This is a genomic window from Bradyrhizobium sp. LTSPM299 (assembly GCF_000938235.1).
Taxonomy (GTDB): Bacteria; Pseudomonadota; Alphaproteobacteria; order Rhizobiales; family Xanthobacteraceae; genus Bradyrhizobium.
Window position 1 is genome coordinate 133,063 of the sequence record NZ_JYMU01000023.1, and the last position, 17,076, is coordinate 150,138.

Sequence of the window (17,076 nt, forward strand, 5' to 3'; positions counted from 1 at the left end):
CATGCCGACGGCGCCCGCAACGGCGGAATCCGCGAATTATGTCGGCCGATTGCTGACGCTGGTCTGGCTGTCTTTCGCCCAACTGGTGCGCGCGCCATCGCATTCGCGCCGCGCCGAAGCCGCGCGGCGTTCGGCACGCCACGTGCTGCTGCTCGTCGTCATCGTCGGTGCGGTGATCCTCACGCTGATGTACGCCGTCGACGTCGAGGAGATCAGCTTGATGCCGCCACGCGGCACGCCAAGCCTGTGGTGGGCGCGCATCCTGACTGATTTCGGCAAGGACACGCACGTGATGTGGACGCTCGGTGTCTTGCTGATCGTGGTCGCATTGGCGGCGCCCGCGTTGCGCGGCGTGTCGCGCGCGACGTTGCTCGGCCTCGGAACGCGGCTGCAATATCTGTTTCTGTCGGTGGTGTTCTCGGTGGCCGTGGGCGAATTGATCAAGTGGATCGTCGGCCGTGGCCGGCCGTTTGTTGGCGGCAAGGCCAATGCCTTCAACTTCCAGCATTTCGCGGGCACCGAGGCCTATGCGAGCTTTCCGTCGGGACATGCGATCACGGCGTTCGCGCTGGCATTTGCCGTATCCGCCGTGTGGCCACGGACGCGTATCGTCATGCTCGTCTATGCGCTCGTGATCGTTGCGACCCGGCTGGTGCTGCTGGCGCATCATCCGAGCGATGTGGTGGCCGGCGCACTGGTCGGCGTAACAGGCGCAATGGCCGTTCGCTACTGGTTCGCCGCCCGCCGCCTTGGGTTCGCCATCGATCGCGACGGCACGATTGTGGCGTTGTCCGGACCGTCGGAAGGGCGCCTCAAAAGGGTTGCGGGGAGCGTCTTCGCCCCATAAAAGCGGTCGCCCGACGGGATCGGGCCGGTTCCAGCCGCTGATAACACCAACCACGAGTGCCGAATTGCCTGCTCCCGACCAGACGCCGGTCGCCGTGTCCATCGTCGTGCCCGTGCGCAACGAGGCGGACAATATCGCGCCGCTGATCGCCGAGATCGCAGCGGCGCTCGACGACCGCTGGGTCTACGAGATCGTCTACGTCAATGACGGCTCGACCGACGCGACAGGCGAGCGGCTGGCCGCGATCATGGCGCAGCGGCCCAATCTCAGGCAGCTCCGCCATGCCGTGTCATCAGGCCAATCCGCGGCGGTGCGCAGCGGGGTGCGGGCCGCGCGCGGCGCGATCGTGGCGACGCTCGACGGTGACGGACAAAACAATCCGGCGTTCCTGGCTGATCTGATCGCTGCGGTCGAGAGCGGAGGCGGGCGCGTCGGCCTCGCCGCAGGCCAGCGCGTGGGGCGCAAGGACACCGGCTTCAAGAAAATCCAGTCGCGCATCGCCAACGCCGTGCGCGGCGCGATCCTGCGCGACGGCACCCGCGACACCGGCTGCGGATTGAAGGCGTTCCCACGCGAGGTATTCCTGTCGATGCCCTATTTCGACGGGCTGCACCGCTTCCTGCCGGCGCTGGTCCGGCGCGAAGGGTTTGCGATCGCCTATGTCGACGTCGTCGACCGGCCGCGCCATGCCGGCGTCTCGAACTACGGGTTCTTCGACCGGCTCTGGATCGGGATCATGGATCTGATCGGTGTGTGGTGGCTGATCCGCCGCAAGAAGCCGACGCCTGTCGTCACCGAGGTGACGGGCGTCACTGAAGTGCCTGCCGTAACCGAGGTGAAGTGATGCTAATTCAATTCGGCCAGGCGCTGAGTGCCTATTTTTACGACGTCTTCATCGCCAAGTTCGATTTCTGGCTGGCGTTCGGCCTCGTTGCGCAATTGCTGTTCACCGCGCGCTTCCTGGTGCAGTGGATCTCCAGCGAACGCGCCGGCCAGAGCGTGGTGCCGATGGCGTTCTGGTTCTTCTCGATGGGCGGCGGGTTGATGACGTTGGTCTACGGCCTCGCCAAGCGCGAGCCCGTCATCATCATCGGCCAAGGCCTCGCCACTCTAATCTATATCCGCAACATCATGCTGATCGTGAAGAGCCGCGGCAAGGCATCGAAGGCGCTCGATCGCTGATCTCTGCGGAATCCGGAGCGCACAGCGTCAATTACGACCAAATCCAAGCGAAGGTCAAAGAATCGCCTCAGAGCATGTCATTCATCATGCCGGTTCGGCGCCGATGATCGGCTGCCGCGGGGCGTGAGAAGTGAGCGTGCATTCGCGGAAGAGGGGTGAGGTCCGATCGAGTAACGAGCCACCGCTGAACAGCGAGAGCGAATTACCGGACCGGCGAAAAATCAGCTTCCGTTGGATGGCTGCGACCGTTCTCATGGGAGGCGCCGCCCTAGCCTTGCTTGGTGGTGCGCTGCGCGGTGCACTGGGCAACCGCGCTCAATTCGCTGTATCGCCCGTCACGTCCTTTCCAAGTCTGGCGGAGCAGGTCGTTGACGAGGCCCATCGTGGTGACCGCCTGGATCGGACGTCCGGCGCACCGGGCAGTCCGTCTGCGATCAGGATCGAACAGCTGAGCGATGCAGGCTCGGTCCGCCCGTTTACGCGTGTGTCAGCCCGGCTCGCGCAGCTTGATCCCGAACCGCAAAGTGTCAATCATCGCGAGCCGGCAGGAGAAGGCGACAACGATAAGCCAGCTGGCGAGCAACAGACCGGAACGGCCTTCTTCCTCCGACAGCCATCGACATGTTGTGATTGCCAGAAGTGGTGACACGCTTTCGGGCGTTCTGCGCGCGGTGGCGGCGGGAAAGGAGGACGAGCAGGGCATCCTCGCGGCTGTTCCGCGGCCTGATGGCGGAGCGGCGTTGTCCGGTGGCGAGAAAATCACAATCATCGAACAGAACAGAGATGCCGTCCTGCCCGACCGGCACATCTTGAAAGTGTCGATCAAACGGACAGATTCAACCGTCATCGCTATCGGTCGTACCGACACGGGCCGTTACCAGGCAATCGTGCCGGAGCAGCCGGGCGTGGCTTCTCGCAACGATGACTTGCTGCGTGATTCAACCCACATGCGTTCTGTCCCAGGCGAGACGTTGCATGACGGGCTTCAGGCGCTTGCACGCTCCAATCACGTCGACGAAGCGATCGTTGCTGAATTCATGCGGCTCTGCAGCCGCGATTTCGATCTCGACGGGCCGCTAGGTGAAGCCGATATGGCCAATATCATTTATGCCCCCAACGAGCTTGGCCAACCCGAGCTGGTGTTCGTCGACTTGACGGCCGGTGGGCAGACGCACCGCTATTATCGCTTCGCGGCGCCGGACGATGGCAGTTCGGATTTCTATGATGATGCCGGACATTCCGTCACCAAGTTTCTATTGCGCAAGCCGGTCGTCAGCGGTCGCCTCGGCGACGGCTTTGGCTGGCGTATTCATCCGATCCTGGGGGACCGCCGCTTCCACGAGGGCGCCGATTTTGCGGCACCCTATGGTTCGCCAATTGCGGCAGCGGGCGCGGGCGTCGTCGAGACCGAGGGATACGAACGCGGTTACGGGAAATATATCCGGGTCCTCCACGATCGCGGTTATGAGACGACCTATGCGCACATCGCTGATGTCCCGCCCGGGCTGAAGGTTGGCGACCGTGTTCGCCAGGGAGAGACGATCGCCTACGTCGGATCGACGGGGCTCTCGACAGGACCGCATCTCTATTATGAAGTCCGGATCAACGGCCGCAACGTCGATCCGCTTCGGATGAAATTGTCGGGCGGCCGGGACCTGCAAGGCGAGCTCCGTGGCGCTTTCGATCGCCAGCGCGAAAGTATCGATCAACTCGCGACCGCCTCCACGTCTCCGCACAGATAGTTCGGCTCCGAGCACTGACCCCCTTGGGGTTTTTCAGGTCAGCAGTTTGGCGAGGAGCGTGCCCAGCATGTCCCGCTCTTTTTCGTCCAGAGATGCGAACGACAGGACAAGCACCTTCATGACCCGCTTGCGGCCCTCGCGGAGAAGCTCGGTCCCTCGCGGTGTCAACCGATGGTGGGTTACGCGCCCAGGGCCTTGAAACCTTTCGATCAGTCCAACGCGCAGCAGGCGGGCCGTCAGCGTCCCGAATGCCTGATCGGAATTGAAGCTCAGTTCGGCCAGCCGATGCATGGAGGCACCGGGATTCCGCTCGATCTCGCGAAGAGCGCTCCACTGGACGAGGCTGATGCCCGTGGCGGCGAGACTGGCGTCGAGGCCACGATGATGGCGGTACTGGGTCGTCTTGATGAGCAGGCCAACATCCTCGCTTGTGTATCTCATATCAATATGTTTATATCAATATATTGATATGTCAAGCGGAGCAAAGACATGGCTATTGCGCGTCACACCGTCGACCTGTTCGCAGACACGCTGCACCTGTCCTTTGCCGAGGCCGGCGCGGGACGCTGCTTTCTGCTGCTGCATGGGGGAGCGGGCCCGGCCTCGATGTATGGGCTGGCCGAATCCCTTTCGGCGAACGCGCGTGCGGTCGTGCCGATCCATCCCGGTTTCAATGGCACGCCACGGCCGGAGCGCTTCGGCCGCATCGATGATCTGGTCCTGGCTTATCTGTCGTTGATCGAGCGATTGGACCTGCGGGACGTCGTGCTGGTTGGCAACTCGGTAGGCGGCTGGATCGCGGCCGAGATGGCGCTACGCCTGTCGCCAAGGCTCGCAGGTGCGGTCTTGATCAATTCGGTGGGGATCGACGCCGGGACCACGCCGGAGTTGTCGATCGTCGATCCCACCGCTGTGCCGCCGGCGGAACGTGCCCCTCTTGCATTCCACAATCCCGAAAAATTCGCCTTCGCAGCGTCAACGCCGGAGGCGGCTGCCGCGATGCTGGACAATCAGAAGGCCCTGCGGGCCTATGCCGGTGAGCCCTTCATGCACGAGCCGACGCTGCTTTCGCGCCTGGCGAAAATGCCGATCCCGACGCTGGTCATCTGGGGCGAAAGCGACCGCATCGTCCGCCCCGATTATGGCCGGCTCCTCGCTTCCAGCATTCCCCACTCACGTTATGCGCCGGTGGCCGCGGCCGGACATTTTCCGCAGATCGAGCAGTTGGAGGAAGTCGAGCGCCTGATCAGCGACTTTGTCGGCCGACTTTGAAGGCGAGGCGAGAAGGGCGCTCCAATTGCGTCTGACGCAGTGCTCGCTCTGGCCCTGCGCACGGGTTCCCTCGTAGCGGGGTTGACGAAACCGAGCACGCCTGTATCCTGTCGACAATCGATCCTCGACAGGATGACTGGACGCAAGATGGACCTGAAACCCCCGGCGCGCATGGCGTTAGGCGACTCAGTGGCCAACATCCTTCGAAACGCGATTCTTGATGGGTCCTTGCGGCCGGGGGATCCGCTCCACGAGAACGTACTGACGCAACAATTGTCGGTCAGTCGCTCGCCGATCCGCGAGGCGTTGCTTCAGCTCGAGCAAGAACGGCTGGTGGACAGTCGGCCCAACAGATCCGCAGTCGTCCGGAAGCCGTCCCCTGAGGAAATCCGTCAGGTTTATACGATCCGATCTGCGCTGGAGGGGATTGCGGCGCGCTGGGCTGCCGAGAAGGCAACGCCGGCTCTGGTGGCAGGACTGCGACGAAGGGCTGATGACTTGAACGACGCGACGATCGCCTCCGAAGCAGGAGACGATCCGGCAGTCCTCGGTAAAGCGATCGATTTTCATGCGGCCGTTGCTGAAGCCGCGGGCTCTGCGGAGCTCCACCGCTTGCTCGAGAGTCTTCGCAATCAGATCAAGCATGTGATGGTGGTAGGTCTTGCCACCTTAACCAGCCGTCGCGCGGGCGAGATTCACGCAGAGCATCTCGCGCTCATCGATGCCATCGCTGAGCGGGATGGTGATCGAGCCGAGCGCCTTGCATCTGCACACGTGCGCGGCGCGCGTGACCGACTTGTCGCTGAAGCTGACGGGACTGATTGAACGAAGCCAAGTCAAGATCAAATGGCGGAAAATGGACCACGGCTACCGACAATTGCTTGGGCATGCGCTCGAATCTCTCTGCGCGGGCGCTGATGCAATTTGCAAGGAGATGCCGCCAAGTGGCGGGGTCCCCCGCCTGAATTCCATGACCGGCGGCTATGCGTGGGACCGAGAGTATGTCTGGGATAGCTGGTCGAACTTTCAATGGGCCGGCTTCCTGGCCGGCCGACTGTGGCTCCTGCAAGAGCTGACGCGAAACCAGCGTTATGGCGACGCGGCCATGCAGATTTGTGATCGTATCGGCCCCGTTCTCGCGAAGCATCCGACGGTGTTTTCCTCGACCGGCCTCGACGTGTATTACGCTCTCACGCTGGGCTATCAGATCTCGAAGCGCGAAGAGCTCCGGCGATGGGCGTTTTCCGGCGGAGAGAATTTCGCCAACATCTTCGACCGGAAGGCTGGCGCGTTTCTCCAGATCGCCGGCGCGAACCGTATCGTCATCGATACCGGCCTCAACCTTCCATCGATGCTGTGGGCTTCACAGTGGGAGCCGGACCGCGCCGCCCTGGCGTATCGCCATCTCGTTACCGTGCTTGAAATAGGGCTGCTTCGTGCTGACGGCTCGACCTGTCACGCAGCGGCGCTCGATTCGGAGACCCGCGCTGTGACGGGCCTCTTCAGCCTGCAAGGGTGGAGCGACGATAGTGTCTGGGCGCGCGGGCAGGCCTGGGGAATGCTGGGCTTTGCTCATGCCTATGAGTCGGGTCGGCAATCGCAGTATCTTGAGGCGGCGCTGCGGGCGGCCGATTGGTATGTGGACAATGCACCTCAGGGCTGGGTGCCGCGCTACGATTATCACGATCCGAACCGTGAGAATCTACCATACGACTCTTGTGCCGCTTGTATCGCGACCGCTGTCCTGCTGCGGCTCGCGCGGTGGCTTCCAGATAGAGCCGACCGATATCGAACCGTCGCCCGAGAAACCCTTAAGGCACTGCTTTCCAATTTCCTCACCGCCGGCGGCGTCGTGCTGCACGGAACGTGGGGACGGATGCGGCACGTCGAGGCAGGCAAGCCGCGGCTCGGGCGATTCCCGCAGGAGGACGTCATGCCTTATGGCAATTATTGGATCGCCGAATGCCTGTTCCGCGAGTTGTCGAACGACTGGTCTATCCTTGCACTCGACGCCTCCGGCAGCCGTTGAACAGAGGAAAGCAACATCATGAAATTCACGCCGAGGGGAATCTACACGGCCATCGTCACCCCGTTTACGGAGTTGGATGAATTCGACGAGCCGACATTTCGCAGGCTGATCGACTTTCAGGTCGACGCCGGCGTGGCTGGCCTGCTCGTCATCGGCGGAAGCGGTGAGTTTGTTAGCCTCACACCTGCTGAGCGGGAACGCGTGATTGAGGTCGCCATAGATCAGGTAGCGGAGCGTGTACCGGTCATCATCGGTGCTTTGGCTCCGGGGACGCGCGAGGTTCAGGAGACGGTGCGCCGCGCCGCCAAAGCCGGTGCCAGTGCTGCGCTTGTCTTGCCCTGTTACTACATCAAGCCGAGCGCCACCGGCATCCATGAACACTTTGTGCGTGTGGCGGACGTCGCGGACATTCCAATCGTTGCCTACAACAACCAATCCCGAACCGGAATCTCGCTCGACGTAGCCGCGTTGGAGAAGCTGACGACGATTTCGTCCATCGTCGCGCTGAAGGAATGAGAACGCGATCTCGCCGTCGTCGCCACAAAGATCAGGGCCGTCGGGGATCGCATCGCGATCATGTCAGGAGACGACGATCTCGGCTTTCCGACATTTCTCCTGGGAAGTCCCGGCGGCATCTTCACGACGGCAAACTTGATTCCCGCATTTCACCAAAAGGTGTTCGAAGCCACGGTCAATTCCAATATAGCCATTGCGCGTGCCGCGCATTACGCACTCCTGCCGCTGGTGGAGGCCCTTTACACGGCTGATCATCCAGGGCCACTCAAGGACGCAATGGCACTGATCGGATATCAGGTAGGTCGGGCTCGCGCTCCCCTGCAACGCGCAACGGCGGCGAACCTGGAGCGGGCGAAGATCGCCCTGCAAAGGTTGGATGCTATCTCGTTCGAACAGCCCTAAGTCGGCACAGGCGATGCCAAGCACGCCGCCCTTCCGCGAATGCGCCTTGAAACGCTGTGGTCAGGATCGGCCGGGTGCCGGCGCCGGAAGGTCTGCGGCCACCGCCGCGCTGGCGCGATCGGCCGCGGTCTCGCCGGTGGCGTCGAGCACGGGATAGGCGACCGAGCAGATGTGCGAATGGATGCGGCGGAGGTCGCGCAGCACGTCGAGATGCAGCGACGTGGTCTCGATGGTTTCGGGCCGGCCTTCACGCAACCGATCGAGGTGCCGTTCGGTGGCGGCCAGTTCGGCCGTGCGCAACGCGGCCTTCTCGGCGAGCAGCTTGCGCGCCTCGGTGACATCGCCGGACATGAACACGCCGAATCCGACCCGCAGCGAGTCGATCGTCCGCTTGTGGAATGCGGACAATTCCTCGGCGCCTTCGCTGGAGAATTGCAGGCGGCGCTTGATCTTCTTGGTCGCGAGCTCGCTCAGATTCTTGTCGATGATGTCGCCGATATGCTCCAGGTTGATCGCAAAGGCGACAATCTCCATGGCGCGCTGGCCCTCGCGCTCGTCGAGGCTGCCGCGGGTGAGCTTTGTCACGTAGAGCTTGATCGCCTCGTTCAGGCTGTCGACGTTGTTGTCCATCCGCGACACCTGGTCGACCAGGGCGCGGTCGTTGGTCATCATCGCCGCCATCACCTTGCGCAGCATGATTTCGACATGGTCACCCATGTGCAGCACCTCGCGCGAGGCGTCGGCCAAGGCAAGCGAGGGCGTCTCCAGCGCGCTCTCGTCAAGATAGCGCGGCCGTGACGGATCGGTCTCCTGTATGCGCTTCGGCAACAGCCGCTTCAGTAGCCGCGCCATGCTGTCGAGGAATCCGATGAAGAGGATCGCGGTCGCGACGTTGAAGACGACGTGGAATTGCGCGGTTGCCTTGGCCAGATCCGGCTGCCAGGCATGAATGTGCTCGGTGATCGGACGCAGGAACGGCGCCACCAGCAGGATGCCGACGACGCGGTTGACGAGATTGCCGAGGGGCAGGCGATAGCTCGCCGGATTGTCGCGGCGCGCGCCCTCCATCAGCGGATTGATCGCGCTGCCGAGATTGGCACCGAGCACCAGCGCAAACGCCGCATAGGGCGAAATGAACTGGGAATAGGCCAGCGACATCACCAGCAGCACGCTGGCGACGCTGGAATGCACCAGCCACGTGACAACGGCGCCGATCAGGATGCAGAGCACGGGGTCGCCGGTGATCGCACTCAGGAAGACCCGCACGCCGGGCGCGTTCTCGGCCGGCGCCATGGTGTCGAGCAGGATGTGCAACGCCAACAGCATCAGGCCGAGCCCGATCGCGACGCGGCCGATGTCCTTGATCCGGGAACGCGGCCCGCTGCGGAACGCGACCAGGCCGAGGATGAACAGCACCGGCGCGACGGCCGCGACATTGAACGACAGGACCTGCACGATCAGGGTGGTGCCGACATTGGCGCCCAGCATGATCGCAAGCGCCGGCACCAGGCTGACCAGCCCTTCCGCGGTGAAGGAACTCGTGATCAGGGCGGTCGCGGTCGAGCTCTGGAGCAGGGCGGTCAGGCCGAGGCCAGCGGCAAAGGCGGTGAACCGGTTGTTCAGCGCCTTGGCCAGCAGCAGCCGCAGGTCAGGGCCGAAGGCGCGCAAAATCCCGCTGTGGACCATGTGAAGGCCCCACAGCAGCAGCGCGACGCCCCCCATCAGATCGAGCAGAACAAGGCTTCCCATGCGTGTTGGCATCCCCTGGAAAATCGAGTCGAAGGGGTCACGCTACCGCCAAATGACCGGGGATCAACCCCTTTTTGTTCTCTTCGGAACCCGCCTGGGGCAGGCTCTGCGGCGCGTGCGGTAAATGAACCCGGAAGACAACTGCTCAATTGCGAGATGTTCCACTAGGCAGTTCCCAATCTTTCCCCGCTATCACTGAGGGAACGAAGATTGTCCAACAAAGGCTTGGGGATCAGAATGTTTGCAAATCGCCGCCAGAGCGAACGCCGTGCGTGCCGAAATGTCGCCAAAATCCAGATGGGGACGGGCTCGCTGCCGCGTGACTGCATGATTACCGATATCTCGTCCGGCGGCGTCAAGGTGATCGCCGAATATCTAGAGATTCCAGAGGAATTCACCATTATCCTGTCGTCCGGCGGCCCGCGCCAATGCCGTCTGGCCTGGCGGATCGGGCACGAATTCGGCGCCCAGTTCGTCGACTGATCGCGCGATTGACAGAAGAGGCCGCAAAAGCGGCGGCCTCGCTGCGACCGGCGTCGCCTCCCGGCGATTTCGGCGGTGCTGACATGACGGCGCCATGATACCAAACTTAACCGGAACTTAGGGTTAAGCTGTGAGCATCGCGGAACCTTTGGTGTTCCGAGTCCCTGTTGATGCTCCCGAAATCACCCCGACAAATAAGCTGCGCGAGCCGTCTCGCTTGTGTGGCCTCGGCCGCGATCCTGTTGATCGGGTTGTCCGCTTGCCAGACCTCGGGGCCGTCTGACATCACCGGGTCATTGGGCGACAAGGCGGAGCCCAGCCAGGCTTCTGCCGATCCCCGCGGCGATATCGAGACCTATCGCGATCGGGTCCGCGCCAACCCCAAGGATGCCGACGCCACGCTGAAATACGCCAAGGCGTTGCGCGCCACCGGCCAGCGGGCGCAGGCGGTCGCGATACTCGAGCAGGCGGTGATGGCCCAGCCCGGCAACAAGGCGCTGCTCGCGGGCTATGGACGCGCGCTCGCCGACAACGGCAATTTCCAGCAGGCGTTCGACGTGCTCGGGCGGGCCCACACCCCGGAAGATCCGGACTGGCGAATCCTCTCCGCGCAGGGCGCCGCGCTCGATCAGCTCGATCGCCATGACGAGGCGCGGCAGTATTACACCAGCGCGCTGAAGATCAGGCCGGACGAGCCTTCGGTGCTCTCCAATCTCGGCCTGTCCTACCTGCTCTCCAAGGACCTGCCGAAGGCCGAGGAGACGTTGCGCCGTGCCCGGGAGCACGCACCCGGCGACATGCGCGTGCGAACCAATCTGGCCGTCGTGGTCGGCCTGCAGGGCCGTCAGTCCGAGGCCGAAACCATCATGAAGGCCGATTTGGCACCGGAGGAGGGGGCGGCCAATGTCGCCGCGCTGAAGCGGCTGCTGTCGCGGAAGGACGCGAGCCGGACCGATACGGACAAGATTCCGATCGCCAGCCACCGCAACGATTAGGCGCACCAGCCAGTAACGGCGGCGATCATCCTGCGGCCCTGCGTCCGTCGTCGCGACGCCCCTGCAGCTTCTTGAGGATTGGCGACAGGAAGGACTCGCGCGCTTCAGCGAGGTCCGGACGGCCGGTCAGGCGCTGCGCGATCTGCAGGAAGGTCTTCGTGGTGCGGTGACGCGCGGAGACTTCCGCGATCATCTGGCCGTTGTTGGCGGCCTCACCGAACAGCCGGCAATCGAACGGAATCGTCGCGATCGGCTGGCTTTCGATCGTCTTGGCGAAGTCCTTGACCTCAATTTCCGGGCGCTTCGGCATGCCGACCTGGTTCAGGCAGTAAAGCGGCGGCCGGTCGTTGGGGCGGGACGCCTTCAGCAGGTTCATCATGTTCTTGGCGTTGCGCATGTTGGCGAGATCAGGCTCGGCGACGATCAGGATGTCGTCGGCGCCGACCAGCACGCGCTTGGTCCAGGCGGTCCATTGATGCGGGACGTCGAGCACGATGCATGACGTGGTCATGCGCATCGTATCGAAGATCGCATCGAACGCGTCTGCGCCGAAATCGTAGACCTGGTCGAGGGTGGCCGGGGCCGCCAGCAGGCTGAGATGGTCGCCGCATTTGGAGAGCAGGCGCTCCATATAGGCGGTATCGGGCCGCTCGGGCGAGAACACCGCGTTGGCGATGCCCAGCGTTGGATCCTGGTTGTAATCGAGGCCGGCGGTGCCGAAGGCGAGGTCGAGATCGACGACGACGGAGTCGAGGCCGATGTCGCGCGCGATGGTCCAGGCGACGTTGTGCGCAACGGTCGATGCGCCGACGCCGCCCTTGGCGCCGGCGACCGCGATCAGGCGGCCGACGGAGACGGCTTCAGACGCCGAGAACAGGCTGCAGATCGAGCGCACGATGTCGAGCACCTGCACCGGCCCGATGACGTAGTCGTTGACGCCGCGGCGCACCAGCTCGCGATACGGCGCGACATCGCTGGCATTGCCGAGCACGACGACGCGGGTGCCGGGATCGCAGACCCCGGCGAGATCGTCGAGGCCGGCGAGGAAATCCTTGTCCGGCTCGGTTTCCAGCACGATGACGTTGGGCGTCGGAGCCTTGTGATAGGTATCCACCGCCGCGGCGATGCCGCCCATATGGACGGTGAGGTGAGCCTTGGCGAGCCGGCGGTCCTCGGCGGCGGCGCGTGCGGTCGTTGCCGTGGCAACGCTGGCGCAGAAGGCCTGCACCGAGATGCGTGGCGCCGGCGCGATGTAATCGTTGGCGTGCGGTTGCTCGTCGTGGGGTTGGGCGGTCATTTGCCTGCGTCGCTCAGCTTGGCCTTGTCGGTGTCGGGATAGGCGGTCGCGGTCGCGGTGCCCTTGCGATATTTCTCGAACGCGATCGCGCGGCGCGGCGCATAGGGCGCGGTCTCGCTGCGCGGCTGTTCGAGGTCGGATGGATTGTCGACCATCGCCGCCATGTTGCGCTGGGTGGCGCAGCCGAAATTGTAATATTCCTTGTTCTCATTGTAGGCAGGGTCGTACAGGTTGGGGCCGAGATCGGCCGGCCACAGCCCGCAGGGGCCGGCGACTGCGGCCATCTTGGGATAGCTCAGGCGGACGGTGGCAAGCGCGCGCGGATCGTCCGTGTGGTAGGTCCGCTTGGTGATGGCGTGGGCGGGCACGCCCATCGACGCAAGCAGTCCCCGGATCTCCTGATAAACCGACTGTGCGGCGCGCGAGTTCGGCGTATCCACCGGCACGTCGACGGCGATCGATCCGGTTCCCTCGCGGCGCCAGGTGCGGGCCAGTCCCATGACGTCGTCGCGCTGTGTCTCGGTCAGGTTGCCGCGGGCATGGCCGACGAACACGACGATGGATTGTTCGCCTTCGGTGACAGCGATCGGATGGCGCTGCCGGTAATCGTCCGGGACGGTCCCGGTCACGACATCGGTGGTTGTGGTGTTGCAGCCGCCAAGCGTGATCGCCGTGATCACGAGGGCGCCGAACAGCGGCAGCGTTCCGATGCGGCCGGCTTGTGTGTTGCGTGTCATCGTTCGATCCCCCAACCCAAACCCTGCATCAGTCGATGATGAAGCCGAAATTGACCGGCGTGGCGCCGATCGGCTCGGCACGAGCGGCAACGCCATAGATGCGGTTGACGCGCGCCAGCAGCGCCGACTGCGAGTCGGAGGCGGGCGCGAACCCGTCATCCGGACGGGACAGCTCCTTCTGCGCGACGGCACGCACCACATAGGGCGTCACGATGACCATGAGCTCGGTCTCGTCGTTGACGAAGTCCTGGCTCCTGAAGAGCTGCCCAAAGATCGGGATCTGGTCCACACCGGGCATTCCGTTGACGGCCTGCTTGGTCTGTTTCTGGATCAATCCCGCCATCGCGATCGAGCCGCCGGACGGGACTTCCAGAGTGGTGTCCGCGCGGCGGGTCTTGATCGAGGGGATGGTCGTTCCGCCGGCGCCGCCGGTCAACGCGTTGTCCATCGAGACTTCGGAGACTTCGGTCATCACCTTCAGGCTGATCCGCCCTTCCGACAGAACGACCGGCGTGAAGTTGAGCGAGATACCGAACTTCTTGAAGCTGACCGTCTGGACGCAGTTTCCAATCGTGCCCGTCGCCGATGTTTGGCAAGTGACGCCGGTCGGAATCGGAAACTCGCCGCCTGAAACGAAAGTTGCGGACTCGCCCGAGATGGCCGTCAGATTGGGCTCTGCCAGCGTCCGAACCACGCCCGCGCTCTCCATCGCGCGCAATGTCGCGGTGACCGAAGGCAGACCCGCCTTGGTCAGGGCCGACGTACTGATTCCGTTGCCGGAAACGAGCGGCCCGTTGTTCGCGGTGAAGGGGTTGCTATTGTTGAAGACAACCGCCGCGGTGCCGTAGTTCATGCTGGCGCTGAGATCGACGCCCAATTGCTTGACGACATCGCGTCGCACTTCGGCGACGGTCACCTTCAGCATCACCTGGTCGCGGTCGCGCACCGCGATCGAGTTGACGACCTTGTCGGCGCTGCCGACCAGTTTTGCCGCGACGTCGCCGGCCTGCTGGGCCTCGACCGGGCTCGACACCGTGCCGGTCAGCACAACGCTGTCGCCAACACCTTCGATATTGACGCCCGGCAGCATCTGTTTCAGCGCGGCGCGCATGCCGTTGAGGTCGCGCTTGATGGCGATGTCGTAGGAGGCGACCTGGTTTCCGTCGGCGTCGAAGAACACCACGTTGGTCTGGCCGACGGCGGCACCGATGATGTAGGCGCGCTGCGCCGAGCGGATCACCGCGTTGGCGATCTTCGGGTCGGCGACCAGAACGTCCTTGGCCTCGCGCGGCAGGTCGACCACCACCGACTTGCCGACGCCGAGTGAAACGAAGTGCATCTTCACCGGAATGCTGTTGGTCACCGCGACGTCCGCGGTCTTGTCCGAATCTGCTGCGTTAGCCGCAGGCAGGGTCGGGACGAGCGTCAGCGCGGCGACCGCCGAAAACGACAGCAAGCGAACCAGCCCGGTCCGTACCGTCAATTGTTTTGCACCCCAAATCATATCGAAGTCCCCCACATCACTTCTGTGTCGCCTGAGAGCTGAGGATGCCGAAGCGAACCACACTGATGCTCTCGCCCCGCTTCGGGGCCTGTTCGTTGGTCGAGACCTCGACCGAATTGTCTTTGCCGTCGGCGATGCTGCGCAGCGCGAGCGACAGGGTGCCGCTTTGCCGGGCGCGGGCGAGCGTCTCGGCCTGTTCGGGCTTGAGCTCGAGCGTCACGGTCTTGCCGACGAGGGAGTTGCTGCCATCCTTCTCCTTCGGCGCCTGGTCGATCGCGAGCACGCGGACATTGGTCAGCAGGGTTTCGGTGGCAACGACGTCGGAAGCGCCGCGATCGGGATTCTTCTCCCGGCGCGACAGGATGACGTCGACGCGGTCGTTGGGCAGGATGAAGCCGCCGGCGCCGGTCTCCGGCGTGATTTCCGTGGAGATCGCGCGCATGCCGGAAGGCAGGATCGCAGCCATGAAACCGCTGCCGTTGGCCTTGACCAGCTTCTGCTCACGGATCGGTTCGCCGACGATGAAGGGGGCGCGCGCAATCGCGCCGATGACGTCCTTCATGGCGTCGGCATTGGTGTCCTGGCGCATGAAGCCGTTGCTTGCGGCTTCAGCGGGCCAACGCTGCCATTGCACGTCTTCGGGCTTGACCGTCTGACCGAGGCCGATGTCGGACCTCGCCACCAGCACCTCGACAGTCGGAAGCTGGACGACCTGCGCGACAGGAGCCGGCTTGTTGTTGTCGGTTCTGCTCGCGAGATACGTGGCCGCGAGGCCTGCTACGCCGGCGATGGCCAGGACCACGATGCGTGCGGTCTTCATGCGATTGTCTGAATGCCCCTTGACAGCGGGCAGTCGCGACCTTGCGGCGGACAGCCCTTCCCGGGAGCATGACTACGGCAGCAAAGGTGTAAGGGAACTTGCCAGAGCGGCCGGCCGGTTAAGGGATTGGTGGGGATGGTGAACGGCTGGTTATCGGCGCCATCGCGACTCCGCAAAATCGCGGAGGCGGCGCGTGACCGACGCGCAAGACATCGATCGCGATGCGAAGCCGCGCAGCGCCACCATGGTTAATATCGTCTAACGCGCGCCCAGCGTGTGCGGATCAGAGCGCGGCCTTCAGCGCCGCAAATCCGCGATCGAGGTCGGCCTTGAGGTCGTCGACACTCTCGAGCCCGATGTGCAGCCGCAGCGTCGGTCCGCCCGGCGACCATTTGGTGGCGGTGCGATAGTCGTTGCAGTCGAACGGCACGATCAGGCTCTCGAAGCCACCCCAGGAAAAGCCCATGCCGAACAGCGTGACCGTATCGAGCAGGGCGTCGACCGCCTTTTGCGGCACCGGCTTCAGGACGATGCTGAACAGGCCGGAGGCGCCGGTGAAGTCACGCTTCCAGATCGCGTGCCCAGGATCGGTTTCGAGGGCGGGGTGCAGGACGCGGTCGACCTCGGGCCGAGCTGCGAGCCAGTGCGCCATGTCAAGCCCGGAGCGGTGGTGCTGCGCGAGCCGCACCGACAGCGTGCGGACGCCGCGCAGCGCGAGATACACATCGTCGGGCCCGGCATAGACGCCGAGCAGGCGGATGCCCTCCGAGATCAGCGGCCAGGCCTTTGCGTTCGCCGAGATGGTGCCGAACATGATGTCGGAGTGACCGCCGATATATTTGGTCGCGGCCTGCATGCTGATGTCGACGCCCTGCTCGAGCGAGCGGTGATAGAGCGGGGTCGCCCAGGTGTTGTCGTCGATCATGAGCGCGCCGCCGGCATGCGCGACGGCAGATATCGCAGCGACGTCGGGCATCTCGAAGGATTGCGAGCCTGGCGCTTCGATCAGCACCGCACGGGTGTTCGGCTTGAACAGCGCAGCGATGCCGGCGCCGATCAGGGGATCGAAATAGCTGGTCTCGATGCCATAGCGCGCCAGCATGCCGCTGCAGAAGTTGCGCGTGGGCCGGTAGACATTGTCGCAGACCAGCAAATGGTCGCCCGCCTTCAGCACCGCGAGCAGCGTGGTGGTGACGGCGGCCAGCCCTGACGGCGCGAGGCCGACGCCGGCACATCGCGGGCCTTCCAGCGCCATCAGCACGTCCTGCAGCGCCCGCGTCGTCGGGTTGCCGTGGCGGCCATAGCTGAATTCGGCGCGATGGGCGTGGAGGTCCTCGGCGCTCGGATAGAGCACGGTCGAACCATGGAACACCGGGGGATTGACGAAGCCTTTTTGGCCCTTGGTGTCACGGCCGGCCGTGACCAGCCGGGTTGCGGGATGTTGCTGATGGGAGGGCGTGGAGGCGTCTGAGGAGGTCATGGGTCGCAGCCGTTAGACTTT

General features: G+C 63.9%; 16 protein-coding genes and 1 pseudogene. 10 read left to right on the forward strand and 7 right to left on the reverse strand.

Annotated elements, in window-relative coordinates; all coding sequences use genetic code 11:
* Position 1: 1 nt before the first annotated feature.
* The 4 genes from UP10_RS14895 to UP10_RS14910 all read left to right on the forward strand — a co-directional run bounded on the left by UP10_RS14895 (position 2) and on the right by UP10_RS14910 (position 3,771).
* Positions 2-847 (forward strand): phosphatase PAP2 family protein, encoded by an 846-nt coding sequence (locus UP10_RS14895; RefSeq protein ID WP_044588074.1) that lies wholly within the window; start codon positions 2-4, stop codon positions 845-847.
* A gap of 64 nt (positions 848-911) precedes the next feature.
* Positions 912-1,691, forward strand: a complete 780-nt coding sequence (locus tag UP10_RS14900) for a glycosyltransferase family 2 protein (RefSeq protein WP_502692187.1) — start codon at positions 912-914, stop codon at positions 1,689-1,691.
* Positions 1,691-2,029 carry a lipid-A-disaccharide synthase N-terminal domain-containing protein gene (locus tag UP10_RS14905; RefSeq protein WP_044542045.1) on the forward strand — a complete coding sequence of 113 codons (339 nt, stop codon included), beginning with the start codon at positions 1,691-1,693 and terminating at the stop codon, positions 2,027-2,029. The genes UP10_RS14900 and UP10_RS14905 overlap by 1 nt, the downstream gene beginning before the upstream one ends.
* Positions 2,030-2,553: 524 nt before the next feature.
* Positions 2,554-3,771 carry a M23 family metallopeptidase gene (locus tag UP10_RS14910; protein WP_197086815.1) on the forward strand — a complete coding sequence of 406 codons (1,218 nt, stop codon included), beginning with the start codon at positions 2,554-2,556 and terminating at the stop codon, positions 3,769-3,771.
* A 33-nt stretch (positions 3,772-3,804) separates the two neighbouring features.
* Here the strand turns inward: UP10_RS14910 and UP10_RS14915 are convergent, their stop codons facing one another.
* Positions 3,805-4,212 carry a MarR family winged helix-turn-helix transcriptional regulator gene (locus tag UP10_RS14915; protein WP_044588075.1) on the reverse strand — a complete coding sequence of 136 codons (408 nt, stop codon included), beginning with the start codon at positions 4,210-4,212 and terminating at the stop codon, positions 3,805-3,807.
* A 48-nt stretch (positions 4,213-4,260) separates the two neighbouring features.
* Between UP10_RS14915 and UP10_RS14920 the strand changes: the two genes are divergently transcribed.
* The 4 genes and pseudogenes from UP10_RS14920 (at position 4,261) to dapA (ending at position 7,990) form a co-directional block, all read left to right on the forward strand.
* On the forward strand, positions 4,261-5,043 hold the full coding sequence (locus UP10_RS14920; RefSeq protein ID WP_082077123.1) for an alpha/beta fold hydrolase: 783 nt from the start codon (positions 4,261-4,263) through the stop codon (positions 5,041-5,043).
* 147 nt (positions 5,044-5,190) lie between these two features.
* Complete coding sequence (locus tag UP10_RS14925; RefSeq protein ID WP_044588270.1) at positions 5,191-5,868, forward strand: GntR family transcriptional regulator; 678 nt, start codon at positions 5,191-5,193, stop codon at positions 5,866-5,868.
* Complete coding sequence (locus UP10_RS14930; RefSeq protein ID WP_197086816.1) at positions 5,786-7,072, forward strand: glycoside hydrolase family protein; 1,287 nt, start codon at positions 5,786-5,788, stop codon at positions 7,070-7,072. Before UP10_RS14925 ends, UP10_RS14930 begins: the two co-directional genes overlap by 83 nt.
* Positions 7,073-7,090: 18 nt before the next feature.
* A pseudogene (dapA, locus tag UP10_RS45815) lies at positions 7,091-7,990 on the forward strand (4-hydroxy-tetrahydrodipicolinate synthase).
* A gap of 60 nt (positions 7,991-8,050) precedes the next feature.
* Here the strand turns inward: dapA and UP10_RS14945 are convergent.
* A complete protein-coding gene (locus tag UP10_RS14945) occupies positions 8,051-9,739 on the reverse strand; it encodes a Na/Pi cotransporter family protein (RefSeq protein ID WP_044588079.1) in 1,689 nt (562 codons plus the stop codon).
* A 237-nt stretch (positions 9,740-9,976) separates the two neighbouring features.
* On the opposite strand from UP10_RS14945, the gene UP10_RS14950 reads away from it, so the two are divergent.
* Complete coding sequence (locus UP10_RS14950; protein ID WP_044542050.1) at positions 9,977-10,222, forward strand: PilZ domain-containing protein; 246 nt, start codon at positions 9,977-9,979, stop codon at positions 10,220-10,222.
* A 170-nt stretch (positions 10,223-10,392) separates the two neighbouring features.
* Positions 10,393-11,217 (forward strand): tetratricopeptide repeat protein, encoded by an 825-nt coding sequence (locus UP10_RS14955; protein WP_044588080.1) that lies wholly within the window; start codon positions 10,393-10,395, stop codon positions 11,215-11,217.
* A 25-nt stretch (positions 11,218-11,242) separates the two neighbouring features.
* On the opposite strand, the gene UP10_RS14960 is transcribed toward UP10_RS14955, so the two are convergent.
* From UP10_RS14960 to metC, 5 genes are all read right to left on the reverse strand, one after another.
* Complete coding sequence (locus UP10_RS14960) at positions 11,243-12,514, reverse strand: CpaE/TadZ family protein (protein ID WP_044588081.1); 1,272 nt, start codon at positions 12,512-12,514, stop codon at positions 11,243-11,245.
* Positions 12,511-13,251 (reverse strand): CpaD family pilus assembly protein, encoded by a 741-nt coding sequence (locus UP10_RS14965; protein WP_044588082.1) that lies wholly within the window; start codon positions 13,249-13,251, stop codon positions 12,511-12,513. The genes UP10_RS14960 and UP10_RS14965 overlap by 4 nt, the downstream gene beginning before the upstream one ends.
* 28 nt (positions 13,252-13,279) lie before the next feature.
* Positions 13,280-14,755, reverse strand: coding sequence for a type II and III secretion system protein family protein (locus UP10_RS14970; protein WP_082077124.1), 1,476 nt, complete (start codon positions 14,753-14,755; stop codon positions 13,280-13,282).
* Positions 14,756-14,771: 16 nt separating this feature from the next.
* Entirely contained in the window at positions 14,772-15,575 is an 804-nt protein-coding gene (gene cpaB, locus UP10_RS14975) for a Flp pilus assembly protein CpaB (RefSeq protein ID WP_044542055.1), read from the reverse strand.
* Positions 15,576-15,858: 283 nt separating this feature from the next.
* Positions 15,859-17,055: a cystathionine beta-lyase gene (metC, locus tag UP10_RS14980; protein ID WP_044588084.1), complete on the reverse strand. Its 1,197-nt coding sequence runs from the start codon at positions 17,053-17,055 to the stop codon at positions 15,859-15,861.
* Positions 17,056-17,076 lie beyond the last annotated feature (21 nt).